The organism is Achromobacter xylosoxidans (assembly GCF_001457475.1).
GTDB lineage: Bacteria > Pseudomonadota > Gammaproteobacteria > Burkholderiales > Burkholderiaceae_B > Achromobacter > Achromobacter xylosoxidans.
Genome location: NZ_LN831029.1, coordinates 2,366,770 through 2,391,329, shown reverse-complemented (window position 1 = coordinate 2,391,329; position 24,560 = coordinate 2,366,770). Strand labels below are relative to the sequence as shown.

24 protein-coding genes are annotated in these 24,560 nt (G+C 70.2%); 10 read left to right on the top strand and 14 right to left on the bottom strand.

The features are described from left to right. Positions 1 to 93: 93 nt before the first annotated feature. Positions 94 to 420, bottom strand: coding sequence for a c-type cytochrome (locus tag AT699_RS10820; protein ID WP_006384284.1), 327 nt, complete (start codon positions 418 to 420; stop codon positions 94 to 96). A gap of 13 nt (positions 421 to 433) precedes the next feature. Continuing rightward, entirely contained in the window at positions 434 to 1,516 is a 1,083-nt protein-coding gene (gene nirK / locus AT699_RS10815) for a copper-containing nitrite reductase (RefSeq protein WP_006384283.1), read from the bottom strand. Positions 1,517 to 1,698: 182 nt separating this feature from the next. Here nirK and AT699_RS10810 point away from each other — a divergent pair, with 182 nt between their 5' ends. After that, positions 1,699 to 2,547, top strand: coding sequence for a Crp/Fnr family transcriptional regulator (locus AT699_RS10810; protein WP_024068471.1), 849 nt, complete (start codon positions 1,699 to 1,701; stop codon positions 2,545 to 2,547). Here AT699_RS10810 and AT699_RS10805 read toward each other — a convergent pair. Together AT699_RS10805 and AT699_RS10800 are read right to left on the bottom strand one after the other, a co-directional pair. Further along, positions 2,442 to 3,269, bottom strand: a complete 828-nt coding sequence (locus AT699_RS10805; protein ID WP_054444158.1) for a formylglycine-generating enzyme family protein — start codon at positions 3,267 to 3,269, stop codon at positions 2,442 to 2,444. The two genes, AT699_RS10810 and AT699_RS10805, sit on opposite strands and share 106 nt — an antisense overlap. Positions 3,270 to 3,444: 175 nt before the next feature. Beyond that, the gene (locus AT699_RS10800) at positions 3,445 to 5,730 is read right to left on the bottom strand and encodes a nitric-oxide reductase large subunit (protein WP_006384280.1); all 2,286 of its coding nucleotides are present in this window, start codon (positions 5,728 to 5,730) and stop codon (positions 3,445 to 3,447) included. A gap of 225 nt (positions 5,731 to 5,955) precedes the next feature. On the opposite strand from AT699_RS10800, the gene AT699_RS10795 reads away from it, so the two are divergent. After that, positions 5,956 to 6,411, top strand: a complete 456-nt coding sequence (locus AT699_RS10795) for a MarR family winged helix-turn-helix transcriptional regulator (RefSeq protein WP_006384279.1) — start codon at positions 5,956 to 5,958, stop codon at positions 6,409 to 6,411. 21 nt (positions 6,412 to 6,432) lie between these two features. Next, entirely contained in the window at positions 6,433 to 7,161 is a 729-nt protein-coding gene (locus tag AT699_RS10790; RefSeq protein ID WP_024068469.1) for an aspartate/glutamate racemase family protein, read from the top strand. A 9-nt stretch (positions 7,162 to 7,170) separates the two neighbouring features. Here the strand turns inward: AT699_RS10790 and AT699_RS10785 are convergent, their stop codons facing one another. Next, the gene (locus AT699_RS10785) at positions 7,171 to 7,881 is read right to left on the bottom strand and encodes a Crp/Fnr family transcriptional regulator (RefSeq protein ID WP_024068468.1); all 711 of its coding nucleotides are present in this window, start codon (positions 7,879 to 7,881) and stop codon (positions 7,171 to 7,173) included. A 195-nt stretch (positions 7,882 to 8,076) separates the two neighbouring features. On the opposite strand from AT699_RS10785, the gene AT699_RS10780 reads away from it, so the two are divergent. From AT699_RS10780 to AT699_RS10760, 5 genes are all read left to right on the top strand, one after another. Continuing rightward, on the top strand, positions 8,077 to 9,714 hold the full coding sequence (locus tag AT699_RS10780) for an acyl-CoA synthetase (RefSeq protein WP_024068467.1): 1,638 nt from the start codon (positions 8,077 to 8,079) through the stop codon (positions 9,712 to 9,714). 34 nt (positions 9,715 to 9,748) lie between these two features. Beyond that, entirely contained in the window at positions 9,749 to 11,518 is a 1,770-nt protein-coding gene (locus AT699_RS10775; RefSeq protein WP_006384275.1) for an acyl-CoA dehydrogenase, read from the top strand. Between the two features lie 217 nt (positions 11,519 to 11,735). Next, positions 11,736 to 12,749, top strand: a complete 1,014-nt coding sequence (locus tag AT699_RS10770; RefSeq protein WP_024068465.1) for an ABC transporter substrate-binding protein — start codon at positions 11,736 to 11,738, stop codon at positions 12,747 to 12,749. Further along, the gene (locus AT699_RS10765; RefSeq protein ID WP_024068464.1) at positions 12,746 to 13,564 is read left to right on the top strand and encodes an ABC transporter permease; all 819 of its coding nucleotides are present in this window, start codon (positions 12,746 to 12,748) and stop codon (positions 13,562 to 13,564) included. The genes AT699_RS10770 and AT699_RS10765 overlap by 4 nt, the downstream gene beginning before the upstream one ends. Beyond that, positions 13,552 to 14,292, top strand: a complete 741-nt coding sequence (locus tag AT699_RS10760; RefSeq protein ID WP_024068463.1) for an ABC transporter ATP-binding protein — start codon at positions 13,552 to 13,554, stop codon at positions 14,290 to 14,292. The genes AT699_RS10765 and AT699_RS10760 overlap by 13 nt, the downstream gene beginning before the upstream one ends. A 19-nt stretch (positions 14,293 to 14,311) precedes the next feature. Here the strand turns inward: AT699_RS10760 and AT699_RS10755 are convergent, their stop codons facing one another. Further along, positions 14,312 to 15,571: an MFS transporter gene (locus AT699_RS10755; protein WP_024068462.1), complete on the bottom strand. Its 1,260-nt coding sequence runs from the start codon at positions 15,569 to 15,571 to the stop codon at positions 14,312 to 14,314. Positions 15,572 to 15,687: 116 nt separating this feature from the next. Here AT699_RS10755 and AT699_RS10750 point away from each other — a divergent pair, with 116 nt between their 5' ends. Beyond that, a complete protein-coding gene (locus tag AT699_RS10750; RefSeq protein ID WP_006384392.1) occupies positions 15,688 to 16,146 on the top strand; it encodes a winged helix-turn-helix transcriptional regulator in 459 nt (152 codons plus the stop codon). Between the two features lie 52 nt (positions 16,147 to 16,198). Here AT699_RS10750 and AT699_RS10745 read toward each other — a convergent pair whose 3' ends face one another. The 4 genes from AT699_RS10745 to AT699_RS10730 all read right to left on the bottom strand — a co-directional run bounded on the left by AT699_RS10745 (position 16,199) and on the right by AT699_RS10730 (position 19,804). Next, positions 16,199 to 17,191, bottom strand: a complete 993-nt coding sequence (locus AT699_RS10745) for a pyridoxamine 5'-phosphate oxidase family protein (protein ID WP_006384391.1) — start codon at positions 17,189 to 17,191, stop codon at positions 16,199 to 16,201. A gap of 35 nt (positions 17,192 to 17,226) precedes the next feature. Next, positions 17,227 to 17,856, bottom strand: coding sequence for a glutathione S-transferase family protein (locus tag AT699_RS10740; RefSeq protein ID WP_024068461.1), 630 nt, complete (start codon positions 17,854 to 17,856; stop codon positions 17,227 to 17,229). 102 nt (positions 17,857 to 17,958) lie between these two features. Continuing rightward, the gene (locus AT699_RS10735) at positions 17,959 to 18,846 is read right to left on the bottom strand and encodes a LysR family transcriptional regulator (RefSeq protein WP_081004625.1); all 888 of its coding nucleotides are present in this window, start codon (positions 18,844 to 18,846) and stop codon (positions 17,959 to 17,961) included. Positions 18,847 to 18,922: 76 nt separating this feature from the next. Continuing rightward, a complete protein-coding gene (locus AT699_RS10730; RefSeq protein ID WP_024068458.1) occupies positions 18,923 to 19,804 on the bottom strand; it encodes a LysR substrate-binding domain-containing protein in 882 nt (293 codons plus the stop codon). Positions 19,805 to 19,927: 123 nt separating this feature from the next. On the opposite strand from AT699_RS10730, the gene AT699_RS10725 reads away from it, so the two are divergent. Continuing rightward, on the top strand, positions 19,928 to 20,590 hold the full coding sequence (locus AT699_RS10725; RefSeq protein ID WP_006384388.1) for a flavodoxin family protein: 663 nt from the start codon (positions 19,928 to 19,930) through the stop codon (positions 20,588 to 20,590). Here AT699_RS10725 and AT699_RS10720 read toward each other — a convergent pair. The 4 genes from AT699_RS10720 to AT699_RS10705 form a co-directional block, all read right to left on the bottom strand. Next, positions 20,499 to 21,437, bottom strand: a complete 939-nt coding sequence (locus tag AT699_RS10720; RefSeq protein ID WP_024068457.1) for an alpha/beta hydrolase family protein — start codon at positions 21,435 to 21,437, stop codon at positions 20,499 to 20,501. The genes AT699_RS10725 and AT699_RS10720 overlap by 92 nt on opposite strands. Before the next feature lie 120 nt (positions 21,438 to 21,557). Next, complete coding sequence (locus tag AT699_RS10715) at positions 21,558 to 22,436, bottom strand: AraC family transcriptional regulator (RefSeq protein ID WP_024068456.1); 879 nt, start codon at positions 22,434 to 22,436, stop codon at positions 21,558 to 21,560. Positions 22,437 to 22,499: 63 nt separating this feature from the next. Continuing rightward, the gene (locus AT699_RS10710; RefSeq protein WP_024068455.1) at positions 22,500 to 23,459 is read right to left on the bottom strand and encodes a proline dehydrogenase family protein; all 960 of its coding nucleotides are present in this window, start codon (positions 23,457 to 23,459) and stop codon (positions 22,500 to 22,502) included. Between the two features lie 80 nt (positions 23,460 to 23,539). Beyond that, positions 23,540 to 24,454, bottom strand: coding sequence for a DMT family transporter (locus tag AT699_RS10705; protein ID WP_006384384.1), 915 nt, complete (start codon positions 24,452 to 24,454; stop codon positions 23,540 to 23,542). Between the last annotated feature and the right edge of the window lie 106 nt (positions 24,455 to 24,560).

Sequence of the window (24,560 nt, the reverse complement as noted above, 5' to 3'; positions counted from 1 at the left end):
GGCCGCGCCAACCTGCGGGCGGGACAACGGCGAGGCGGGAAGGAAGGAAGGAAGGAAGCGGCCCGGCCATCGCGGCCGGGCTCCTGTCCGCGCCTAGCGCGCGGCGTCCATCATGTACGCCACGGCGGCGCGCAGCGTGGCCTCGTCGGCGGCGGTGCCGCCGCGCGGCGGCATGGCGCCCTTGCCCTTGAGCACCGTGGCCAGCAGCGCGTCGGCGCCCTGCGCCAGGAACGGCGCCCAGGCCTGCTTGTCGCCCAGCTTGGGCGCGTTGGCCACGCCGCTGGCGTGGCATACCACACAGGCCGAGCGGTACAGCTTTTCACCGGCCGGGTCGAGCTGCGCCGGCGCGTCGGCCGCGGCATGGGCGAGCCCGCCCACGGCCAGGCCGGCCGCCAGTGCCAATCTGATTGCGAGGGACATGGCGGGCTCCTGGTCAGCGCGGAATCGGCGCGGGCGCCTTGATCTGCTTCATCAGGTCGTCGTTCCACTTGCCCTCGACCTTGATGTGGCCGGCCGCGCCCAGTTCGAAGGCCTCGATCAGGTTGTGGTTCAGGTAGGCATACACGCCAGGCTGCTTGAAGGTGTAGAGCGCGGCGCCGGCCGACCCGCCGCGGATGAACCAGGTTTCCAGGTCGCGCTGCGGCGGGTTGGCGAACTTGCCGGTCTCCCAGACCCAGTCGCCATGGCCGCCGATCAGGTGCGGGCGGGTGTCGCGATTGGCCTGCGAGTGGATCAGCAGCACGGTCTCGCCGACCTTGGCGGTGAGCGCGTTGGCGCCGGTCAGCGCGCCGACCTTGCCATTGAAGACGATGTGCGACGGCGTCAGCGTGCGCATCACCTGCACCGTGTCGCCATAGCTTTCGGCCAGCGTGGCGTAGTCCTTGTACTTGCCGTCCGGGCCCTTGGGGATGTACAGGTCGAACTCGCCGATGGTGTAGGCGCGGTCGTAATGCAGCGGCTTGCCCTGCGGATCCTTCAGGCCGTCTCGCGGCAGCACCATCAGCGTGCCGCTCATGCCCGACACCACGTGCCAGGGCACCATGCCTTCGGGCGCGCAGTGGTAGACGAAGGTGCCGCTGCGGTCGGCCTTGAAGCGCAGCGTGGCCTGCTCGCCAGGGTTGACGTTGGTGAGCTTGGCGCCGCCCAGCGCGCCGGTGGCGCCGTGGAAGTCGACGTTGTGCGGCATGGCGTTGGTGGCCGGGTTGACCAGCGTCAGCTGGACGTAGTCGCCCTCGTGCACCACCAGCGTGGGGCCGGGCATGGAGCCGTTGAACGTCATGGCCTGCAGCGTCGTGCCCTTGTCGTCGATCACCATCTTCTTTTCCTCGATGGTCATGGTGAATTCGACGACTTTGGGGCCCGACTTGGTCGCCTGCTCGTGCGGATGCACCTGGGGCGGAGCGACCAGCGTGACCTTGGTATGGGGCAGCTTGTCGGCGTCCTGCGCCCAGGCGGTCCCGGCGGCCATCGTAAAAGCCAGCGCCGCCGCCAGCAAAGTGGGCCGTAATGCGTTCATGTCCAGCTCCTTATCGGGTTTTCAACTGCCGTGTAGGTCGGCAACCCTATTGAATGGCGCATGCCCTTCCCGTTCTTTGCTGTAGCGCAAACTCGGCGCCAGCCTGGCGCCGCGCGCGCATTGCCACGGCCGGGTGGCGGTGCCACCATGAAAGCGCAATCCCCCCATGCCAGGAGCCCGTGATGCCGTCGCCCCTTTGTCATGCCCTGCTGCGCAATCTGGATCTCTTCAAGCCCTTGTCCGATGCGCAGCTGGAATCCGCGCTGCGCGGCGCGCAGCCCTGCCGGCTCGAAGTTGGCGCCGTGGTCTACCACCAGGGCGCCAGCGCCGCGCATTTCTTCGTGCTGCTCAGCGGCTGCCTGAAAGTGGCGCAGGTCACGCCCGAAGGCGGCCAGGTGGTGGTGCGCTACGTCAATCCCGGCGATCTTTTCGGCCTGGCGTGCGCCATGCGCCAGCCGCGTTATCCCGCCACCGTGCTGGCGGTGCAGGAAAGCGTCTGCCTGGCCTGGCCCGATGCGCTCTGGGAGCATTTCACCAATCACCACCCGCAGCTGGCCGCGCAGGCCCTGCAGACGATGGGCCGGCGGCTGCAGGACGCGCACCTGCGCATCCAGGAACTGTCCAACGACGAGGTCGAGCAGCGCGTGGCCCGCGCCCTCCTGCGGCTGGTGGACAGTGCCGGCGAACCCACGGCCGACGGCATCGGCATCGCCTTTCCCATCACGCGCCAGGACATCGCCGAGATGACCGGCACCACCCTGCACACCGTCAGCCGCCTGCTCAGCGGCTGGAAACAGCGCGGCATCGTCGACAGCGGCCGCAAGCGCATCGTGCTGCGCTCGCCCGCCGCGCTGGCGCGGGTGGGCGCGCACGCGGCGGCGCCGACCTGTGCGGGCTGCACATCCTGTATCGACGGGCCGCCGCCTCAGGCCGGGCCGTCCTCCCGCACCAGCCTCAGCCCCAGGTTGGCCGGCGGCACGCCGACCGAGCAGGCGCCGCCCTTGGGGTCGCGGATGAAGTCGGGCAGATAGGCGATGTGCCGCCCCGCCGCGACGCGGATGCCGCAGTTGCGGTCGGCGCCGTCGTCAGGGCCGGCTGTCCCCGCCTCGCCGCCCTGCGTGAGCGCCAGGATGCGCCGCGTGTAGCAGTCATCGGTCCATTCCCACACGCTGCCCGCCATGTCCATCAGCCCGGTGGCATTGGTGCCATAGGCGCCGAACGGGCGCACCTCGGTGGCTTCCTGGCCGCGCCGGGTCTGCGCGTCGTACTCGGCCAGCCAGCGCTGCGCCGGATCGGCGTCCGAGGCGGGCAGCGGCGTTTCCTCGCGGTAGGCCTCGCCGGCCGCATAGACCCATTCGGCATACGTCGGCAGGCGCCAGTGCTGCCCGCTGCGGTCCGACAGCCAGGCGGCGTAGGCCGAGGCGTCGCTCCAGCTCAGGCCGATCGCGGGCAGGTCCGGCGCATCCAGGTCCCGGAAGCCGGGATCCAGCGGCTTGCAGGCGCCGGCGCGGACACAGGCCGCATACTCGGCCTGGCTGACCTGGCGCGTCATGATGACGACGCCGCGAGCCAGCTCCGCGCGCAGCGGCGCCGGCGACACCGGATAGCCGTTGCGCAGCGTCTCGCCCGGCGGCAGGTAGGCTACCTGCCCCGGCGGCAGCCGCGACACGTCGGGGGAAAGGGAACGGGCCCGCTCGGCGGGCCCGCAGGCGGTCAACAGGACCAGGAAGACAGCGGCCAGCGGGCGGCGCATGGATGGCGCTCCGGTTGCGCCCGGGGTCACGATGCCCCGGGATCCGCTGTCATTGGAACGCCGCCCGGCCTGGTCCTCTTTGCGCTGGCGCAATGAGCGCAATGGACCGGGCTCAAACAGCAGGCCGCCGCCCCGTGGATGCGCCTGCCGCGCGCATCCACGCCGGACCCGCAAGCTAGCGGCGCGCGGGCTCGGCCCGCAGCACCGGCTCGGCCGCGGCGGGTTTGCCGCTGAGCAGGCCCAGGATGACCTGCACCACCATCGCCAGCGCCCCCAGCAGGAACACCACGTCGCCGAATGTGCGGCCCCAGCGCAGGGTCTTGAGGATGTCCTGCTGCATGAAGGCCTCGCTGCGCGCGTACCACATGCCTTCGCTGACGCTGGCATGGAACTGGATCAGGCCGATCGGCAGCAGGCTGGTGAAGATCATCAGCGCCAGGCCCAGGTTCAAGCCCCAGAAGGCCAGCTTCATCAGGCCGGGGCTGAGCGCGTACTGCGGCCGGATGTAGCGCAGCACCAGCAGCGTGAAGCCCAGCGCCAGGAAGCCGTAGACCCCGAACAGCGCGGCGTGCGCGTGCACCGGCGTGGTGTTCAGGCCCTGGATGTAGTACAGCGACACCGGCGGGTTGATCATGAAGCCGAACACGCCCGCGCCCAGCATGTTCCAGAAGGCCACCGCCACGAAGCACATCAGCGGCCACTTCAGGTTTTCCATCCACGGCGCGCGCGTCTTCAGGCGCCAGTTCTCCCAGGCTTCGTGGCCCAGCACGATCAGCGGCACCACTTCCAGCGCCGAGAAGCTGGCGCCCACCGCCATCACCGGCGTGGTGGTGCCGGCGAAATACAGGTGGTGGAAGGTGCCGGGAATGCCGCCCAGCATGAACAGCGAGGCCGAGGCCAGGCTGGCGGTGGTGGCCATGCGGCGCGACACCAGGCCCAGCGTCGAGAAGATGAAGGCCAGCGCGGTGGTGGCGAACACTTCGAAGAAGCCTTCGACCCACAGGTGCACGATCCACCAGCGCCAGTACTCCATCACGGTCAGGTGGGTGCGCTCGCCGTAGAAGAAGCCGGCGCCGTAGAACAGGCCGATGGCGCCGACCGACGCGGTCAGCAGCGCCAGCAGGTTCTTGTCGCCGCCCGGCGTGCGCAGCGCCGGCACGATGCCGCGCAGCATCAGCACCAGCCAGAAGCAGATGCCGGCGAACTTGCCGATCTGCCACAAGCGGCCCAGGTCGACGTATTCATAACCCTGGTGGCCCAGCCAGAAATTCAGGTCCGGCGGCATGATCTGCGCGATCGCCAGGTAGTTGCCGGCGAACGAACCGACCACCACCAGCACCAGCGCCCAGAACAGGATGTCGACCCCGGCCTTCTGGTACTTCGGATCGCGCCCGCCATTGATCAGCGGCGCCAGGAACAGGCCAGCGGCCAGGAAGCCGGTGGCGATCCAGAACAACGCGCTCTGGATGTGCCAGGTGCGCACCAGCGAATAAGGGAACCACTGCGACAGGTCGATGCCATAGAACTTCTGCCCCTCGACCGTGTAGTGCGCGGTGAAGCCGCCCAGCAGCACCTGAAAGCCGAACAGCGCCACCACCAGAAACAGGTATTTGCCCAGCGCCCGCTGCGAAGGCGTGAGCGCGAAGGTGGTGAGCGGGTCGCGCGCGGGGGCCGGCGGCTCGTCCTCTTCCTTGCCGCGCAGGAAGGCCCAGGCCCAGATCAGCAGGCCGATGCCGGCCAGCAGCACCACCACGCTGATGATCGACCACATCACGTTTTCACTGCTGGGGTGGTTGCCGATCAGCGGTTCGTGCGGCCAGTTGTTGGTGTAGGTGACCGAGGTGCCCTCGCGCTCGGTGGCGGCGGCCCAGGCGGTCCAGAAGAAGAAGTGCGTCATCTGCCGGCGACGGTTGGCGTCCGGCAGGGTGTTCTCCTTCATGGCGTAGTTTTCGCGGCTGCGATGCAGCGCCGGCGCGTCCGAGAACAACTGGTCGTAGTAGGCCTCGGTCTGCGCCACGGCCTGCGCCCGGCGCGGGCTGAGCGTGAGCTTGCCGCCGGCCGCGTCCGCGCGGTTGGCGCGGTACTCGGCCTTGAGCTGCTCGCGCAGCGCGGCCTGGGCCGGCGCGTCGAGCTGGCCGTAGTCGCGGCCGTGCGCATCGCGCGCCGCCAGATCGAGCCAGGCCATCAGCTCGCGGTGCAGCCAATCGGCGGTCCAGTCGGGCGCCTGGTAGGCGCCATGGCCCCAGATCGAGCCCAGCTGCATGCCGCCGATGGACTGCCAGGCGGTCTGGCCATCGAGAATGTCGTCGCGGCCGAACAGGCGCGTGCCGTCGGCGCTGGCGACCTCCTCTGGAATGGGCGGCGCCTGTCGGTAGACTTCACCGCCATAGAAGCCGAGCAATGCGAACGTGACCGCCAACACGGCGATCAACGTGAACCATAACCTTCGATACGGGCCCATGATGGGAACACCCTCCTGTGTTGCGTTGTGGGGTATGCCCTCCCATGCGAAATTCGTGCCAGGGAAAAAACCAGGAAAATCAGCAACTTGAAACAGGGCCGGTGCTTTCTACCCGAACCTGGCAGGGTATAAAGAACCGGCATGCGGTGATTTCCACCCTGCCAGCGGCGGTCCGGGCCTCTACAATCCGGGCTGCGAAATCTCTAGACAAAAGGAAGCGACCGCATGGCCACGGGCAAGCCCGACGCGTGGAGCCTCTTCCTGACCGCGCATGCGCTGGTGGTGGAAGAGATCGAGAAACGACTGTCCGCCGCCGGCCTGCCGCCGCTGGCGTGGTATGACGCGCTGTGGGCACTGGAGCGCGCGCCGCAAGGCACCGCGCGCATGTTCGAGGTGGCCGAGCGCATGGTCATCGCGCGCTACAACCTGACGCGCCTGATGGACCGCATCGAGGCCGCCGGGCTGGTCGAGCGCTTCCGTTCCGACGAGGACCGCCGCGCCACCTATGCCCGCATCACGCCGGACGGCCTGGCGCTGCGGCGCAAGATGTGGAAGGTCTACGGCCCGGCCATCGACGAATTGTTCCTGTCGCAACTGCCGCAAGCGCAGCAGGACGCCATGGCCGAACAATTCCGCCAGATCGCCCGCCATGCGCGGGCCTTGTCCAAACCTGCCGCCTGACCCGGCCGCCACGGAGTCCGCATGTCCGCCCGTCCGCCCCTGCACATCGGCATCGTCGCCTGCTCGGCGGAAGGCGCCGCGCTCTGCTACCGCACGATCTGCGCCGAGGGCGCCCAACGCCTGGGGCCGCACGCGCACCCCGAGGTGTCGTTGCACAGCCTGTCGCTGGCGGACTACGTGGCGTGCCTGGAACGCAATGACCTGGCCGGCGTGGGCGCGCTGATGCTGACCTCCGCGAACCGGTTGGCGCGCGCCGGCGCGGATTTCCTGGTCTGCCCCGACAACACCATCCACCAGGCGCTGGACCACGTGCTGCCGCGCTCGCCCCTGCCCTGGCTGCACATCGCCGAGGAAGTCGCCGCCGTGGCGGCCGCGCGCGGCCTGCGCCGCATCGGCCTGCTCGGCACTCGCTGGCTGGTCGACAGCGCGGTCTACCCCGACAAGCTGCGGGCGCGCGGGCTGGACTACGTGCGCCCGGCGCCAGACGACCGCGACCTGCTGGCGCGCGTCATCATGGACGAACTGGTCTACGGCGTCTTCAAGCCCGAATCGGTGGCCTTGCTGCAAGGCGTGGTGGCGCGGCTGCGCCACGCCGGTTGCGACGCGGTGGTGCTGGGCTGCACCGAATTGCCGCTGGTGCTGGACGACGCCAACTGCGCGCTGCCGACGCTGGACTCCACCCGCATCCTGGCGCGCGCGGCCCTGGATCGCGCCCTGAACGCGCCTACGCCGCCGCGCGCGGCGGCCTGAGGCGCGCGTTCAGAGCTGGTCCAGCCCGTACTGGCGCAGACGATCCAGCGCCAGCACCTTGATCTGGTTGTACGACAGCGCCAGCACGCCCTGGTCCGCCAGCGTCTGCAAGGCCTGGTTGACGCGCTGGCGCGACAGGCCCGTCAGGTAGCCCAATTCTTCCTGTGAAATCGCCAGCGTCAGGTCGGTGGACGGATACAGCTGCGGGTTGAACAACTGCGCCAGCGACTGCGCCACGCGCGCATCGGCGTCCAGCAGGCGATGGTTCTGGATCGAGGCGATGAACTCGCCCATGCGGTCGTTCAGCTGGCCGATGACGAAATGCGAGAACGGCAGGCTGGCCGCCAGCAGCGCATGAAAGGTGGCGGCCGGCACCAGCAGCACCAGCGACGGCTGGATCGCCACCACGTCGTACTTGCGCAGCTCGCGCTTGATGACGCTGCCCTCGCCGAACCAGCCGCCCGGCGGCACCCCCGAGAACGTGCAGCTGCGCCCCGACTCGTTGTAGATCGCCAGTTTCAGCAGGCCGCTATGCACCCCCAGCCAGTAATCCGACGGCGCATTGCGGCGCGCGATCCAGGCGCCGCTGACCACGTGTTCGGCGCGCGCCGTGGCCAGCACCAGGTCCTGGTGCGGCGCGTCCAGCGCGGCGAACCAGGCGCAGCCGCGTAGCAGTTCGGCCAGCTCGGTCTGGGAAACAATGTTTGAAACATCGGACATGGAAAGAACCGTGTAAAACTGCGGGTTGGACGCCCGAAAAAAGGTCTGTCATGCAGGCGACAGACACCATTTTCCGGCGGCCGATAAGCTCTAGCAAGCAGCGGGATCCCTGCCAACGATCAACCCCGGCGATCCAGATCAAGTTTCCCGCACAAAAGCATATCCGGGCGCACTCGCGCCCCACAGGAGACAAGCATGAGCAGCCTGTTCGACCATGGCCTGGCACGCCGTGACGCCAACTACGAACCCCTCACCCCGGTCGACTTCATCGCCCGCGCCGCGCAGGTCTATGGCGACCGCCTGGCCGTGGTGCACGGCGCCGTGCGCCGCACCTGGGCCCAGACCTACGAACGCGCGCAACGCCTGGCCGGCGCGCTGGCCGCCGCCGGCATCCAGCGCGGCGACACGGTGGCGGTGATGCTGCCGAACATCCCCGCCATGGTCGAGGCGCATTTCGGCGTGCCGATGCTGGGCGCCGTGCTCAACACCCTCAACACCCGCCTGGACACGCCCAGCGTGCTGTTCATGCTGGGCCACGGCGAAGCCCGCGCGCTGATCGTCGACACCGAATACGCCGAGGTCGCGCAACGCGCCCGCGCCGAATTCCCGCACCTGAAAGTGATCTCGGTGCACGACCTGGACGGCGCCCCGGCCACCCTGCCCGGCGCCACCGACTACGAGGCCTTCCTGGCCGCCGCCCCCGCCACCTTCGACTGGCGCCCGCCGGCCGACGAATGGGACGCGATCGCGCTGAACTACACCTCGGGCACCACCGGCGATCCCAAGGGCGTGGTCTACCACTACCGCGGCGCGTACCTGAACGCCGTCAGCAACATCCTCGAATGGGACATGCCCAAGCACCCGGTCTACCTGTGGACGTTGCCGCTGTTCCACTGCAACGGCTGGTGCTTCGCCTGGACCGTGGCGGCGCGCGCCGGCGTCAACGTCTGCCTGCGCAAGTTCGACCCCAAGACCGTGTTCGACCTGATCCGCGCCGAGGGCGTCACCCACTACTGCGGCGCGCCCATCGTGCAGAGCGCGCTGGCCAACGCCCCGGCCGAGCTGCGCGCCGGCATCACCCATACCGTGCGCACCATGGTGGCCGGCGCCGCGCCCGCGCCGGCGGTGATCGCCAAGATGAAGGAAATCGGCTTCGAACTGACCCACGTCTATGGCCTGACCGAGGTCTACGGCCCGGCCGCCGTGTGCGCCCCGCAGGACGCCTGGAACGACCTGGAAGACGAACAGCGCGCCCTGCTGACCGCGCGCCAGGGCGTGCGCTACCACCTGCAGGCCGGCGTCTCGGTGCGCAACCCCGACACCATGGAGGAAGTGCCGGCCGACGAGCAGACCGTGGGCGAAATCATGTTCCGCGGCAACATCTGCATGAAGGGCTACCTGAAGAACGAGCGCGCCACCGACGAGGCCTTCGGCGGCGGCTGGTTCCACACCGGCGACCTGGGCGTGATGACGCCCGACGGCTACATCCGCATCAAGGACCGCAGCAAGGACATCATCATCTCGGGCGGCGAGAACATCTCCAGCATCGAGGTCGAGGATGCCCTCTACCGCCATCCGGCCGTGGCCGCCGTGGCGGTGGTGGCCATGCCCGACCCGAAATGGGGCGAGACGCCCTGCGCCTTCGTCGAACTCAAGCCCGGCCACAGCGCCACCGCCGAAGAGATCATCGCCCACTGCAAGCTGCTGCTGCCCGGCTTCAAGGTGCCGCGCGCGGTGCGCTTCGGCGAACTGCCCAAGACCTCGACCGGCAAGATCCAGAAATTCGAACTGCGCGCCGCGGTGGGTTCCACCCGCGCCATCGACGCCACCTGATTCCCTCTCATCCAGACCTCGGAGCTCCGACGCCATGACGTACCAAGCCCCCGTGAAAGACATGCTGTTCGTGCTGAACCACCTGGCCGGCCTGCCGCAGGTGGCCGCGTTGCCGCAGTTTGCCGAAGCCACGCCCGACACCGCCCAGGCCGTGCTGGAGGAAGCCGCCACCTTCGCCGCCGACGTGCTGGCGCCGCTGAACCACCCCGCCGACCGCGAGCCCAGCGCCTGGCGCGATGGCGCCGTCACCACCTCGCCCGGCTTCAAGCAGGCCTTCCGCCAGTACGCCGAGGCCGGCTGGCAGGGCATGACGCATCCGGCCGAATACGGCGGCCAGGGCCTGCCCGGCCTCCTGGGCGCGCCCTGCTCCGAAATGCTCAACGCCGCCAACCTGTCGTTCGCCCTGTGTCCGCTGCTGACCAACGGCGCCGTCGAGGCGCTGCTGACGGCCGGTTCGCCCGAACTGCGCGAACGCTTCATCGGCCCGATGCTGTCGGGCCAGTGGACCGGCACCATGAACCTGACCGAGCCGCAGGCCGGCTCCGACCTGGCGCTGCTGCGCAGCCGCGCGCAGCCGGTCGGCGACGGCACCTACCGCATCTCGGGCACCAAGATCTTCATCACCTACGGCGAGCACGACCTGGCCGAGAACATCATCCACCTGGTGCTGGCGCGCCTGCCCGACGCGCCCGAGGGCGTCAAGGGCATCTCGCTGTTCCTGGTGCCCAAGTTCCTGGTCAATGACGATGGCTCGCTGGGCGCGCGCAACGACGTTACCTGCGTGTCGATCGAGCACAAGCTGGGCATCAAGGCCAGCCCCACCGCCACGCTGCAGTTCGGCGACGCGGGCGGCGCCATCGGCTACCTGGTGGGCCAGGAAAACCGCGGCCTGGACGCCATGTTCATCATGATGAACGCGGCCCGCTTCGCTGTCGGCGTGCAGGGCATCGCGGTGGCCGACCGCGCCTACCAGCACGCCCTGGCCTATGCCGCCGAACGCGTGCAGAGCCGCCCGGTGGACGGCTCCTCGCGCGACGCCGTGCCCATCATCCAGCACCCGGACGTGCGCCGCATGCTGGGCACCATGCGCGCCCTGACCGAGGCCGGCCGCGCGCTGGCCTACTACACCGCCGGCCACGCCGACCTGGCCCACGCCAGCGCCGACCCGGCGGCGCGCGCCCGCCACCTGGCGGTGCAGGAATTCCTGGTGCCGATCGTCAAGGGCTGGTGCACCGAAGCCTCCATCGACGTCGCCAGCCTGGGCGTGCAGGTGCACGGCGGCATGGGTTTCATCGAAGAGACCGGCGCGGCCCAGTACTACCGCGACGCCCGCATCCTCACCATCTACGAAGGCACCACCGCGATCCAGGCCAACGACCTGGTCGGCCGCAAGACGCTGCGCGACGGCGGCGCGGTGGCGCAGGCGCTGATCGAGGAAATCCGCAAGACCGAGGAAGCGCTGCAGGCGCGCAGCGAGCCGGCCGCGCGCCTGGTGCTGACGCCGCTGCGCCAGGGCCGCCTGGCGCTGGCCAACACGGTCGACTTCGTGGTGGCCAACGCCGCCGCGCATCCCAACGCGGTGTTCGGCTCGGGCGTGCCCTACCTGCTGCTGGCCGGCACGGTGCTGGCCGGCTGGCAGATGGCGCGCGCGCTGCTCGCGTCGCTGGACCGCCTGGACGAAGACCCGGCCTTCCACCAGGCCAAGATCGCCACGGCCCAGACCTACGCGCTGCACAAGCTGACCCAGGCGCCGGGGCTGGCGGCGGTGGTGGCCGGCTCGATCGAGTATGCCGTGCAGCCCTGAAGCCGCGCCGGTCGCCGCGACGGCGACCCTGGCTTCCTTTCTGAAAGACCGCCACGGCGGTCTTTTTTCATGGAACACGGCCCCGTTAAGCATATAACCAGAAAGAATAATGAAAAGACATAAACATATCTAAAATTATTAAGCGGATCCGGGAAACCCGGCCCCGCGGGCAAGCCGCCAGCCGCACCAAGGCGCCGTCGTTCAGGACATTTCCCTCATGCTCCGCAAGCTGTTCACCGCCGCGCTCGTCGCCACCGCCACATCCTTCGCCCCCGTCCACGCCGCGCCGCCCGCGCTCGAAATCGGCTACCTGCCGATCCTGCCGGACGCGCAGTTGTTCGTGGCGCTGGAAGAAGGCACCTTGCAGGCCAAGGGCGCGCCGGCCCCCAAGCTGGTGTCGTTCCAGAGCGGTCCGGCGCTGACCCAGGCGCTGCTGGCCGGGCAACTGGACGTCGCCTACGTCGGCATCGGCCCGGCCCTGGTGGCCAGCGCCAAGGGCGCCGGCATCAAGGTGGTGGCTTCCAACATCGTCGAGCAGGTCAACGTGGTCGCGCTGGGCGCGCTGGCGCCGTATTTCGCCTCGGGCGATCCGGCCACGGCGTTCGCCCGCTTTGCCAAGGACAAGGGCAGGAAACCCGTCATCGCCAGCTACCCCAAGGGCGCCGTGCCCGAGGCCGCGCTGCAATACTGGCTGCGCAACCGCCTGAAGGCGGACCCCGCCAGCCTGGACCTGATCTACCAGGGCGAGGCGCAGATCCAGCAATCGCTGCTGACCGGCGCCATCGACGGCGCCGCCATCCTCGAACCCACCGTCACCACCGTGCTGACCCGCGCCCCCGAATCGCGCGTGGTGGCGCGCGGCTCGCAACTGTTCCCGAACCAGCCCGGCGCCGTGCTGCTGGTGCGCGACAAGCTGATCGCCGAGCACCCCGAGGCCGTGCAGCAACTGGTCGACGCCCAACTGGCTGCCACCGCCCTGCTGCGCGATGACCCGGCGCGCGCCGCGGCGCACGTGCAGAAATACGTCGGCGGCGGCCGTCTGGACCGCGCGCTGGTGGAAAAGGCCATTCGCAATTCGCATGACCAGTTCGTGGCCGACCCGCACGCCATCGTCGACGCCACCGCCGAGCTGCAGACCTTCCAGGCCAGCCTGGGCACGGTCGAGGCCGCCAAGGTCGACGTCAAGCAGCTGTTCGACACCCGTTTCTACGACAAGGCCAAGAAACCATGAGCCAGACCGCCCCGGCCCTGGCCGCCCCCGCGCCGCGCGCGCGCAAGGGCACGCCGCCCTGGTTCGCCGCCGCGCGCCGGGCGGCGTACGGCATCGGCGGGCTGGCCATCTTCATCGCCATCTGGAAGGCCGCGTTGATCTGGCAATGGGCGCCCCCGGGCACCCTGCCCGACCCATTCGCGCTGCCCGCCACGCTGGTCCAGGAATGGCAATCGGGCCGCCTGCTGCCGGCCATCGGCTCGAGCCTCGTGCATTACTTCTGGGGCCTGGCCGCCGGCACCGCGCTGGGTTTTGCCGCCGGCCTGGCGGCCGCCACGCTGCCGCGCTTCGACCTGGCGCAAGCCTACCTGGCGCGCATCCTGCGGCCGATCCCGCCGCTGGCCTGGGTGGTGTTCGCCATCGCCTGGTTCAAGGTCAGCCACGCCGGCGCCGCCTTCGTCATCGCCATCGGCGTGTTCTGGGTCAACTATTTCGCCACCTACGGCGCGGTGCGCAACGTCGACCCGCGCTACTACGAACTGGCGCGCGCCTTCGGCCATGGCGGCTACCTGGCGCGCGCGCTGGGCGTGACGCTGCCGGCCATCGCCCCCGGCGCGCTGGCGGGCGTGCGCACCGGCATCGGCCAGGCCTGGATGACGCTGATCGCGGCCGAACTGCTGGGCGTGCCGGGCATGGGCCAGGAAATGAACGCCGCCGCCGGCGTCGGCGCCTACGACGCGGTGGTGGTCTACATGCTGATCATCTCGCTGGTCTACACGCTCTGCGACCTGGCGTTCTCGGCGGTCGAAAGCAAGGTGCTGCAATGGCGTCCGTGATCGAATTCTCGAAACTCTCGTACCGGCATCCGGGCGCCGACGCGCCCGTGATCCAGGGCCTGTCGCTGGCGATCGAGGCGGGCAGCTTCGTGGCCGTGGTGGGCGGTTCGGGCGTGGGCAAATCCACGCTGCTGCGCGCGGCGGCCGGCCTGGCCGATCCCGCCGGCGGCGAGGTCCGCTTCCAGGCGCCCGCGCGCCCCGGCCGCCGCAGCCGCGCCGTGGTGTTCCAGGACAGCCGCCTGATGCCGTGGCGCACGGTCGGCGGCAACGTCGGCTACGGCCTCGAAGGCCTGGGCCTGGATCGGCAGGAACGGCAGCAGCGCATCGACGCCGCGCTGCAATTGACCGGCCTGGGCGACTACGGCCGCCGCTGGCCGCACCAGTTGTCCGGCGGCCAGGCGCAACGCGTCGGCATCGCCCGCGCGCTGGCGGTCAAGCCCGACCTGCTGCTGATGGACGAGCCCTTCAGCGCGGTCGATGCCATCACGCGGCGCAACCTGCAACAGGAACTGATCCGCGTCTGGCAGGCATCGGGCGCGGCGGTGCTGTTCGTCACCCACGACATCGAGGAAGCCGTGTTCCTGGCCGACAAGGTGGTGGTGCTGGGGGGCCGCCCGGCCAATATCGCCGGCAACTACGACATCGACCTGCCGCGCCCGCGCGACCGGGCGGACCCGGCCTTCGCGCGGCAAGTGGCGGCAATCGCCCACACGCTGGAACATCACTGAACCCGGGAGACGCGCCGGCTCAGGCCCGGCGCGGCGCCACGCCGCCCGGCGCCGTCCTGCGCGGCAGCGTCAAGGCCCAGAACGCCGCCGCCACCAGGCTCAGGCCGGCGCCCAGCGCGCACACGCCCAACCAGCCGGCCCGCGCATACACGAACGTCGAGGCAATCGACCCGAGACCGCTGCCGGCCGCGTAGAACATCATGTAGCCGCCCACCAGCCGGCTGTGCGCCTGCGCGCCGATGGCGAAAATCATGGTCTGGTTGGTGACGTGCAGCGCCTGCGCGGCGATGTCCAGCAGCAGCACGCCCAGCGCCAGCGCCCACAGGCTCTGGTCCAGGAAGGCGATCGGCACCCAGGCCAGGCACAGCAGCGCCAGCCCCGCCCCCGTGGTGCGCTGGCCATGGCCGCGGTCGGCCAGGCTCCCGGCGCGCGCGGCCACCAGCACCCCCGCCACCCCCACCAGGCCGAAGGCCCCCACCGCCGTATGCGTCAGCGAATGCGGCGGCGCGCTCAGCGGCAGCACCAGCGCGGTCCAGAAGGCGCTGAAGACGGCGAACATCAACAGCGCGATCATGCCGCGCACCTGCAATACCCGTTCGGTCGCCAGCAGCGTGAACAGCGAACGCAGCAGCGCGCCATAGCGCAGGTTGGCCGTCGGCAACGCGCGGCGCGGCAGCCACAGGTTCAGCGCCAGCGCCAGCGCCGCCGCCAGGCCGGCGGACACCAGGTAGACCGCGCGCCAGCCCCACAGGTCGGCCACGGCGCCGGCCAGCGTGCGCGCCAGCAGCAGGCCGATCACCACCCCGCCCTGCGCCGCGCCCACCACGCGCCCGCGTTCGGCCGGGGCCGCCAGCGCCGCCGACAGGGCCAGCAAGCCCTGCGTCATGGCGGTGCCGAGCAGGCCCAGCCCCAGCATGCCGGCCAACAGCCAGGGCGCGGCGGACGCCGCCGCCACCACCACCAGCGCCATGACCAGCAGCCCCAACTGCGCCAGCATCAGGCGGCGGCGGTCCAGCAGGTCGCCCAGCGGCACCACCAGCAACAGCGCCAGCGCGCTGCCGAGCTGGGTGGCGGTGACGATGATGCCCACCGCGGCCTCGTCCAGGCCGAACTCGCGCCCCATGGCGTCGAGCAGGGGCTGCGCGTAGTACACGTTGGCCACGCTCACCGCGCAGGCCACGGCCAGCAGCAGCACCACGGCGGTGGGCAGGGGCGCGGCGGATTCGGTTGGAGCAATGGCGGCGGCAGGCGCCGCGGATGAATCGGATCGGTCAGGCATGACGGCCTCAAATGGTTTTATAACGAAACCAGAATGCTAGGCGCACAGGTTTTATAATGCAACCACAAATTCGCAATTTCCCCCCCGCCGCGAACGTCGGCAAAGGTCAGGACGATATGGTCAAACGCACCAGTCTCGAAGGCGCCGCCTGCCCGGTGGCGCGCGCCCTGGACGCCATCGGCGACTGGTGGTCGCTATTGATCGTGCGCGACGCGTTCGACGGCGTGCGCCGCTTCGGTGAATTCCAGAAAAGCCTCGGCGTGGCCAAGAACATCCTCAGCGACCGCCTGCGCACCCTGGTGGCGCACGACATCCTGGCGGCCGTGCCGGCGTCCGACGGCAGCGCCTATCAGGAATACGTGCTGACGCAAAAGGGCCAGGCGCTGTTTCCCGTCATCGTCGGCCTGCGCCAGTGGGGCGAAGACCACTACTACGGCCCCGCCGAGCCGCACTCCACGCTCATCGACCGCAAGCGCGGGCAAGCGGTGCAACGCCTGGAAATCCGGGCGCAGGACGGCCGCGTGCTGGCGCCGGACGACACGGTCGTGCGCCGCGTCGGCGGCGACCGCGCCTAGCCCGGCGCCCTATTGCGCGCCTGGGCGCGGCGTCTTTGAATGCCGCTTCGTCCTAGGAACGCCCCTGCCCCGAAGCGCCCGGCCATTGCCCCGTGGCCAGCGCGGTCGGCGCATAGTTGCCGAAGCGCCAGCGCAGGGCCAGCGCCCCCGGCCGCGACCGCACTCGCCGCACGTGCACCCGCCACAGGCGTTCGGCCCCGGCGAACGTCTCGATCTCCGGGCTGTCCAGCACCACTTCGGCGCGGCCCGACACCTGCAGCACGTCGCCGCGCTCGAAGTCGATGAACAGCAGCCCCGCGCGCGGATTGAGCACCATGTTGCCGAGCGTGTTGAAAAAGCGGTTGCCGGAAAAATCCGGGATCGTCAGCGTGTCGCCGTCGATGCGCACGAACCCCGGCATGCCGCCCCGGTGCGAGACGTCGACGCGACGCCCGGCCGCCTCCGTGTCGGCATACGTCGCCACGAACAGCGTATCGGCGCGCGCGATCAACGCCCTGTCGGCCTCGCCCAGCCCCGTGCGCTCGCGCGGCGGCCCGGGAAAACGCAACGCCGGCGATCGCGAAAAATGGAAGTCGCGCGCCTGGATGTACTGCGGACAGTTGCCGAACGATTCCGCCACCGCCACGTCGAAACGCTTGCCATCCCAGGCGGCGATGCGTCCGTTCATGCGGTTGCGCCGGCGCGTGTGCAGTTCGATTCCCAGCAGGCCCAGCGGCCGGTCCGGCCCCAGGCCATCGGCCAGCGGATCGTCGGCGTCCGGCATGGCGGCCACGCGCAGCGTCACGGGGTCCGGCGACAGGGCGAAACCGGGTTCGCCTTCCAGCGCCCCGGCCCAGGGATCGCCGCGCCCGTCGACGGCGCCGACCACCAGGAACGGCAGTTGCGCGAAAAAGAGGCGATGCTGGTCCGGCATGTAGTCGCGGATCACCTTGGCGCCGACCTGCGCCATGCGCTCGGCCATGCCGATGTGCGCCTGCAACTGGCGTTCGCCCGCGTGCCAGGGCGCGGCCGGGGCCGCGGGGGTGTCGAGAGGGGGAAGGCTCATGGCCGGCTCCTTGCGCAGCGTGGCGCCGCGGGCATTCAGGCGGCGCGCAGGCCGACCGGCGACTGGACCATCGGCACGAAGCGCGGCCAGGCCTCGATCCGTGCCAGCCATTCGCGCACTTGCGGATACGCCGCCAGCGACACATTGCCCTCCGGCGCGTGCGCCACGTAGGTGTAGCAGGCCACGTCGGCGATGGTCGGCGCCGCGCCGGCCAGGTAAGCGGCGGCGGCCAGTTCGCGCTCCATCACCGCCAGCAGGGCATGGGCGCGCGCCAGCGTGGCGGGCACGTCGTACGGAGCGCCGAACAGCGTCACCAGCCGCGCCGCGGCCGGGCCGCCGGCCAGCGGACCGGACGCGGCCGACAGCCAGCGCTGCACCGCCGCCGCGCCAACCGCGTCCTCGGGCAGCCAGGCCTGGCCACCGTAACGCTTGCACAGGTACACCAGGATGGCGGTCGAGTCGGCCACCACCACGCCGTTGTCGTCGATGACGGGCACCTGGCCGAAGGCGTTCAGCGCCAGGAATTCAGGCCGCTTCTGCGCGCCGCCGCGCAGGTCGACCTCGACATGGCGGTGCGGCACGTCCAGCAGGGACAGCATCAGGGCCACGCGGTGCGAATGGCCGGACAGGGGAAAACCGTAGAACGTCAGGGGAGCGGCGGACATGGCGGCATCTCGGAAGCGGAAACAGGCCCTCATGTTGGACCCTCGCCGCGCGCCCGTGAACAGCCACGCCGCGCAAGACACCATTGCCGCCGGTGAAAGAATTCACGCCGGCAGCGCGGCCAGGTCGCGGCGCAGCGCCTGGACGCAGAAATCGACGAAGCTGCGCACCTTGGCCGAGCTTTTGCGCCCCTCCGGGAACACCACGTGCACCGGCAGCGGCGGGGTTTCATAGTCGCGCAGCACCACCCGCAGGGCGCCGCTGGCCAGGTCGCGCGCCACCTGGTACGACACCACCTGGGTCAGGCCCCAGCCTTCGCACGCCGCCGCCACCGCGGCCTGGAACGACGTCACGGTCAATTGCGATTCCAGCGGCAGGCGCCGCAACTGGCCGTCCTGCAGGAAACGCCATTGGGAGCCGCGCCCCTCCATCGCCGCGGTGATGGTGCAAAAACGGGCCAGGGCGTCAGGGTTGTCGGGCGTGCCGTGGCGCCGCAGGAACTCGGGCGAGGCGCACACCACGCGCCGCACCTGCCCCACCGGCACCGCCGTCAGCGAGGAATCGGGCAGCGCGCCGATGCGCACCGCCACGTCCACGCCTTCGTCCAGCAGGTTCACCACGCGGTCCACCAGCAAGGCGCGCACCGACACCTCGCGATGCTGGCGCAGGTAGCCCAGCACCGCCGGCATCACATGCAGTTCACCAAAGCGCGCCGGCGCGGTAATGTGCAGCGACCCGCGCGGCGCGGCCATCGCGCCGGCGGCGGCATCATCGGCCTGCTCCACGGCCTCGAGGATGCGGCGGCAATCGGCCGCGTAGCGCTCGCCGGCTTCGGTCAGGCGCAGGCTGCGGGTGGTGCGCACCAGCAGCAGCGTGCCCAGCCGCCGCTCCAGCGCCGCGACGCTGCGCGTCACCGTGGGGGCCGACATCGCCAGCCGGCGGGCGGCGGCGGCAAACCCTTGCGCCTCGGCCACCGCCAGGAAAACGCTCATTTCATGGAACCGGTTCACGATGCGCGTCCCTCCGTGTCGCGTATGCCCGCCACGCTCTTCCACATGTCGATACCCCCTATTTGAATTCCTGCCGCAGCCATGCCAGGAACGCCTTGACCGGAGGATGGCGCTCGCGCCCCGGCGCGCACAGGGCAGTGTAGGCCGCGCCCGCCACGCTGACCTCGGGGCGCAGCGGCACCAGCGTGCCGGCCGCGACGCTGTCGGAGACCATCACGGAGCTGGCCAGCACCAGCCCCTGCCCCGCGATGGCCGCCTGCAAGGCGTAGTGTTCTTCCGCATAGGCGTGCACCGCCGCCGGCTTGCGCCAGGCCGGCAACGCGGCCGCCGCGCACCACTGCTGCCAGCCCTCGTCGTAGAGCGCCGAATCGCGCCAGCGCACGGTCACCAGCGCGGGCCGGGCGCGCCGCGCCTGCGCCACCACGGCGGGCGCCCCGTAGACGCCGAAACGCTCGTGCAGGGTGCAGGCCGCGTGCAGCATGGGATAGCGCTGGCGGCTGTAGCGGATCGCCACGTCGACGCTGGCGTCCTGCAACAGGTCGATCGTCTCGGCCTGCGCCTGCAGGCGCAACTGGTACTGCGGATACGCCTGGTAGAAGCGGCCGAGCCGCGGCACCAGCCACAGCGCCGCGAAGGAATGGGTGGTGGACAGGGTCAGGGCCCCGGCCGCGCTGGCCGGCCGCAACGCGTCCAGCGTCTGGGCGATGTCGAGCAAGGCGCCGTGCGCGCTGGCGAACAGCCGGGCGCCGGCGTCGGTCAGGCGCACGCCCTGCGGCACGCGATCGAACAGCGCCACGCCGGCGTGGCGCTCCAGCGCCTTGATCTGGTGCGAAACGGCGGTCGGCGTCACCGACAGTTCGGCCGCGGCCGCCTTGAAGCTGCGCAAGCGCGCGGCAGCCTCGAAGGCGCGCAAGGCGGTAACCGGCAGGGAGGCGAACATGGCAGGCCATCCAGATGAATTGAACTCATCTTAGCCAAGAAATCATCGTTTGTCCCGATGCCTATGGGTGCGTAAATTTTCCTTTGTTCGTTCCACATGTTCCACCCACCGAGGCATTCATACATGAATTCAGATCATCAATCCAAGCGCCTGCTGATCCTGGCCGGCAGCCCCCGCCGCGACGGCAACAGCGCCGCGCTCGGCGCGGCGGCCCAACGCGGCGCGCAGGCCGCCGGCAGCAACGCCACCCTGCTGTTCCTGGACGACTACATCAAGGGATTCCTGCCCGACCTGCGCCATGCGTCCGCGCCGGACGACCGCTACGCCGAGCTGTTCCTGGAACACTTCCTGCCGGCCGACGGCGTGCTGTTCTGCACCCCGCTCTACTGGTACGGCATGTCGGCGCAGACCAAGGCGTTCTTCGATCGCTCGTTCACGCATTACGCCGGCAGCGGCCCCGAGCCCGAGGCGGTCAAGGCCCGCATGGCCGGCAAGCGGCTGGCCCTGGCCGTGGCCTCCGAAGAAACCTATCCCGGCGCGATCCTGGGCGTGGTGCACCAGGTGCAGGAATTCGCCCGCTACACCCACGCCGATTTCGTCGGCGTGGTCCATGGCGCCGGCAACAGCCGCGGCGAAATCGCGGCGGATCCGCGCAACCCGCTGCGGGCGGCCGAGACGCTGGGCGCCGAGTTCTTCACGCGGAAATACTCGGACTATCGGCTAGAGACGCCACGCAGTCACAACGTATGGGCGTCGCCCCCGCCAGACGATGCTCGCCGCGACTGAGCCAGCCCAGCGCGATCGGCCACAGCGTGTCGCGAAAACGCTCGTGGAAAAAAGCGAAGTGGCCGATCCCGTCCAATCCCAGCGCAGCCGGCGCCAGGCGCAGATGGGTGCGGGCGCTGCCGGTGAAGTACGCCAGCAGCCGGCCGACCGCGGCCTCGGTGCCGAATTCGTCATCGGTGACGCTGAGCGCCAGGATCGGCGCCGTCACCGCCGCCATGGCGGCCACGCGGTGATCCGGCCCGCCCCGGCCCTCGAAGCGCGGGCCCATGAAGCTCCAGTCGCGCACCACGCCGCGCGGCGTGTCTTCCAGCCACCCCAGCCGGCGCCCCGGAAAATAACCCAGGCACGCCGCCAGCAGCGGCATCACGACATGCCATTTGGCCAGCATGCGCAGGCGCTGCCCGGCGGCGTAGTCGCGCCAGTAGGCGTATTGGGCGCCCATGGTGAAAATGCGGCGCAGCCCGCGCGCCGAGGGCGCCAGGCCGGTGACGAAACCGCCGATGCTGTGCGCCACCACGTCCACCGGCTGGCCGGGGAAATGGCTGCGCACATAACCCAGCACCGCCTCGAAGTCCTTTTCTCCCCAGTCCATCCACGATGCCTGGAAACCGCGCAGGGACGCGGGACGCGATTCGCCGATGCCACGGTAGTCGTAGGTCAGCACGTCGAAGCCGTGCTGGTGCAGGTAGGCCGCGAAACGCGCGTAGTAGCGGCAGCGCACCGACGTGGCGGCGTTGATGACCACCACGGGCCGCGGCCCGGCCGGATCGGGAGCGGCGTGCCGCCATGCATATCCCCCCAGCGCCACCCCGTCCGCGGCGCGCAGCGCGATGCGTTGCGAATCCATTTCACATTCCTCCCAATCAATCAACATGGCGCGAACAGCCACCGCATGAGTCGATTAAATCCCGCCAAATCGGCCGATTCAACCGATCATTCATCGCCCATTACATGATCCACAGGAATGTCATTGCGCCCGCTTGCGGGCCGCGGACCGGCGCAGCACGCCGGGCGGGCTGCCATACACCTGCTTGAATACCCGCGTCAGGTGGGCCTGGTCGGCAAAGCCTACGGCCAGCGCCGCCTCGGCCAGCGGCAGGCCGCCGCGCAGCAGCGCGCGGGCGCGCGCCACCCGCCAGTTGCGCAGCCACGCCTGCGGCGGCAGGCCATAGCGGCGCGCGAACTGCTTGACCAGCGTGCTGCGATGGCGGCCATCGGCCCGCGCCAGCGCCTCAAGATCAGGCGCGCAGGCGGGATCGGCGCGCATGCGCTGCAGCAACAGCTCGCAGACGTCGGCAACGGCCCCGGCCGGCGGGGCCGCGGGATCGGAGCCGCTCGAGCGGGCCGGCATCGGCCCGGCATCATCGGCTGCTTCGGCCGCCCCGCCCGCCGGCGCGCCATGCGCCGCCAGCAGCCGGAACAGGGCCGCCGACAACTGGGCGCGGCGCACCGCATCATCGGTGTCGTCGGGGGCCAGCGCCGCCAGCCATTGCGCGCACAAGGCCGCGTCGCCGATGACCGGCCCTGGCAGGCCCAGCCCGTCCTCGCGCAGGGCCCGCGCATGCTGCTGGAACCAGGCCGGCTCGATATATGCCATGCGGTAGGCGAGCAGGCCGGCCGAGGTGCCGCCGGTGTGCACCTGACCCGGGGCGATCACCACCAGGTCGCCCTCTCCCGCCTCGAACGGACGGCCGTGCACCGTGAAGGCGCAGCGCCCGCGCGCGATCGCGCCGATCGACCAGGCGTCGTGGAAATGCGCGTCGTACCGGTAGGCGCGCAGGTCGGCGATCAGCACGTCGCCGGGCAGCTCCGCGCCGCAATGCCAGATATGTTGGGAAACCGCCATGGAAAAACCGCCCGTCCGGAACGCTCGGGGTGCCGCCTCGGCACGCCCGGCCAATACGACAGGCTACCCGAAATACTCGCCGTCCGCGGCCAGCGAGCGCGCCAGCAACCAGGCGTTGCGTGGATTTTCGCCCACGCGGCGGACCGCGTAGGGCCACCAGTCGGCCCCGAACGGCAGGTACACCCTGACCGCGTAGCCCAGGCGCCGCAGCGCCAGCTGCCAATCGGGCCGCACGCCGTAAAGCATCTCGAATTCGAACTCATCGGGGGCCCAACCCTGCTCGCGCGCCAGCGCCATCACGGCACCGGCCAGGCGGTCGTCATGGGTGCCGAACACCGGCAGGAAGCCGGCGTCGCGCGCCCGCGGCGTCAGCATGAGGGTGGCCGCGTCCAGGTAGGCCTGGTCGATACGGGCCCGGCCCGCGTGATCCAGCGCGCGTTCCGGGAACGCCCCCTTGACCAGCCGCAACGAGGTGCGCTGGCCGACGACCTGGGCCAGGTCGACCAGGGTGCGGCGGCGGCGCGCCTGTAGCGTCAGGCCGGCCGGCAGCCCGTCCCGCAGCAGTTCGGCGTGCAGCGCGCAGGTGCGCTCGCGCAGGCCCGAATCCTCCATGTCCAGCACCACCCAGTCACGCCCGCCGCCCGCGGCCTGGCGCGCCGCCGCCGCGATGCGCCGGGCGTTCTCGCGCCCCAGCGCATCGTCGCGCATGTAGCCGATGGCGGTAGGGTCGATCGAGACATGCACGTCCAGCCCCGCGCCGCCCAGCGCGGCGCAGGCCTGCATCGCCTGCCGCGTGTTGTGCTCGATGGCCTCGGGGTCCGCCACGTACTCGCCCAGGTAGAACAGCGACGCGCGGATGCCGTGGACCTCGCGCAGCCGGGTGGCGGTGCGCACCGCCTCGGCGATATCCGCGCCGCCGACGAAGCGGCGCGCCAGCGAGCTGCGCGTGGCCAGGGCGCGCATGGCGCGGCCCGCGCCCGGACTGCGCGCCAGCGCAATGGCGGTTTTCTGGAAAAGGCTCATGGGCTCTCCGCTCAAAGAGAGCCACTATGCGGCGCCGCCCCCGCCCCGTCTTGAACGGGAGTGAACCGCGCCGGCGCCCGTCACGCCTTGCCGCAGGCCTGCGCGGCGGCGCGGCCATGGCCGAACAGCGGCCGCTGCACCGTCTGCGCCAACAGCACGCCCGCCAGTGTCACGGCGCCGCCCAGCAGGTGATACGAACGCAGCTGCTCGCGCAGCAGCACGAACGCGGCCAGCGCGGTGAACAGCGGCAGCAGGTTGATGAAGATGCTGCAGCGGTTCGGCCCCAGGCGATGCACGCCCTCGATCCACAGGAACGACAACAGCACCGACGAGAAAATGCCGGCGTACAGGATCAGCGGAATCGTCTTCATGTCGAGCGCCGCCTGCGCGGCCGGCACCCGCAGGTACAACGGCAGCATGTACAGCAGCGCGAAGATCGACTGCACGAAGGTCGATTGCCAGGCCGGCACCGGCACCTTCCAGTGGCGCAGCAGCACGCCATAGAGCGCGTAGGAGAAGGCCGCCATCAGCATCAGGCCGTCGCCGACGTGGATGCCATGCTGGAAGACGCTCAGCATGTTGCCCTGCCCCACCAGATACAGCAGGCCCAGGAACGACAGCGCGCCGCCGGCCGCCATGCCCAGGGTCAGCGGATCGCGCAGGATGACCACGCTCAGCAGCATGCTGAGCAGCGGGATCAGCGCGGTCAGGATGGCCATGTTGGTGGCGGTGGTGGTTTCGGCGGCGCGGTACGACAGCGCCTGGAACACCGCCGACGACAGGGCGCCATACAGCGCCAGCTTGGGCCAGTGGCGCAGGATGGTCTTGCGGTTGCGCCACACCGGCACGGCCGTGAACAGCCCCATGATCGCCAGCGCCAGGATCAGGCGGTAGAACGTGATGGCGGTGGGCGAGATGGCGCTGGCCGCCATCTTGGAAACGATGACATTGCCCGCCCAGAACAGAATGGCGAACAATGGAAACAGGTAGGACATGATGGGGTCACTCGCGGAAATGGGAATCGGCCACCGCCCGCGCGCGGGGCGCAGGGGCGGATGGCCGATATCCTATTGAGCGGTGAAGCGCCCGTCTGCCGATGAA

What these genes read in the sequence shown, in the direction of transcription:
- AT699_RS10820 (WP_006384284.1), bottom strand. Translation starts at nt 420, where the DNA reads ATGTCCCTCGCAATCAGATTGGCACTGGCGGCCGGCCTGGCCGTGGGC.
- nirK (WP_006384283.1), bottom strand. Translation starts at nt 1,516, where the DNA reads ATGAACGCATTACGGCCCACTTTGCTGGCGGCGGCGCTGGCTTTTACG.
- AT699_RS10810 (WP_024068471.1), top strand. Translation starts at nt 1,699, where the DNA reads ATGCCGTCGCCCCTTTGTCATGCCCTGCTGCGCAATCTGGATCTCTTC.
- AT699_RS10805 (WP_054444158.1), bottom strand. Translation starts at nt 3,269, where the DNA reads ATGCGCCGCCCGCTGGCCGCTGTCTTCCTGGTCCTGTTGACCGCCTGC.
- AT699_RS10800 (WP_006384280.1), bottom strand. Translation starts at nt 5,730, where the DNA reads ATGGGCCCGTATCGAAGGTTATGGTTCACGTTGATCGCCGTGTTGGCG.
- AT699_RS10795 (WP_006384279.1), top strand. Translation starts at nt 5,956, where the DNA reads ATGGCCACGGGCAAGCCCGACGCGTGGAGCCTCTTCCTGACCGCGCAT.
- AT699_RS10790 (WP_024068469.1), top strand. Translation starts at nt 6,433, where the DNA reads ATGTCCGCCCGTCCGCCCCTGCACATCGGCATCGTCGCCTGCTCGGCG.
- AT699_RS10785 (WP_024068468.1), bottom strand. Translation starts at nt 7,881, where the DNA reads ATGTCCGATGTTTCAAACATTGTTTCCCAGACCGAGCTGGCCGAACTG.
- AT699_RS10780 (WP_024068467.1), top strand. Translation starts at nt 8,077, where the DNA reads ATGAGCAGCCTGTTCGACCATGGCCTGGCACGCCGTGACGCCAACTAC.
- AT699_RS10775 (WP_006384275.1), top strand. Translation starts at nt 9,749, where the DNA reads ATGACGTACCAAGCCCCCGTGAAAGACATGCTGTTCGTGCTGAACCAC.
- AT699_RS10770 (WP_024068465.1), top strand. Translation starts at nt 11,736, where the DNA reads ATGCTCCGCAAGCTGTTCACCGCCGCGCTCGTCGCCACCGCCACATCC.
- AT699_RS10765 (WP_024068464.1), top strand. Translation starts at nt 12,746, where the DNA reads ATGAGCCAGACCGCCCCGGCCCTGGCCGCCCCCGCGCCGCGCGCGCGC.
- AT699_RS10760 (WP_024068463.1), top strand. Translation starts at nt 13,552, where the DNA reads ATGGCGTCCGTGATCGAATTCTCGAAACTCTCGTACCGGCATCCGGGC.
- AT699_RS10755 (WP_024068462.1), bottom strand. Translation starts at nt 15,571, where the DNA reads ATGCCTGACCGATCCGATTCATCCGCGGCGCCTGCCGCCGCCATTGCT.
- AT699_RS10750 (WP_006384392.1), top strand. Translation starts at nt 15,688, where the DNA reads ATGGTCAAACGCACCAGTCTCGAAGGCGCCGCCTGCCCGGTGGCGCGC.
- AT699_RS10745 (WP_006384391.1), bottom strand. Translation starts at nt 17,191, where the DNA reads ATGAGCCTTCCCCCTCTCGACACCCCCGCGGCCCCGGCCGCGCCCTGG.
- AT699_RS10740 (WP_024068461.1), bottom strand. Translation starts at nt 17,856, where the DNA reads ATGTCCGCCGCTCCCCTGACGTTCTACGGTTTTCCCCTGTCCGGCCAT.
- AT699_RS10735 (WP_081004625.1), bottom strand. Translation starts at nt 18,846, where the DNA reads ATGAGCGTTTTCCTGGCGGTGGCCGAGGCGCAAGGGTTTGCCGCCGCC.
- AT699_RS10730 (WP_024068458.1), bottom strand. Translation starts at nt 19,804, where the DNA reads ATGTTCGCCTCCCTGCCGGTTACCGCCTTGCGCGCCTTCGAGGCTGCC.
- AT699_RS10725 (WP_006384388.1), top strand. Translation starts at nt 19,928, where the DNA reads ATGAATTCAGATCATCAATCCAAGCGCCTGCTGATCCTGGCCGGCAGC.
- AT699_RS10720 (WP_024068457.1), bottom strand. Translation starts at nt 21,437, where the DNA reads ATGGATTCGCAACGCATCGCGCTGCGCGCCGCGGACGGGGTGGCGCTG.
- AT699_RS10715 (WP_024068456.1), bottom strand. Translation starts at nt 22,436, where the DNA reads ATGGCGGTTTCCCAACATATCTGGCATTGCGGCGCGGAGCTGCCCGGC.
- AT699_RS10710 (WP_024068455.1), bottom strand. Translation starts at nt 23,459, where the DNA reads ATGAGCCTTTTCCAGAAAACCGCCATTGCGCTGGCGCGCAGTCCGGGC.
- AT699_RS10705 (WP_006384384.1), bottom strand. Translation starts at nt 24,454, where the DNA reads ATGTCCTACCTGTTTCCATTGTTCGCCATTCTGTTCTGGGCGGGCAAT.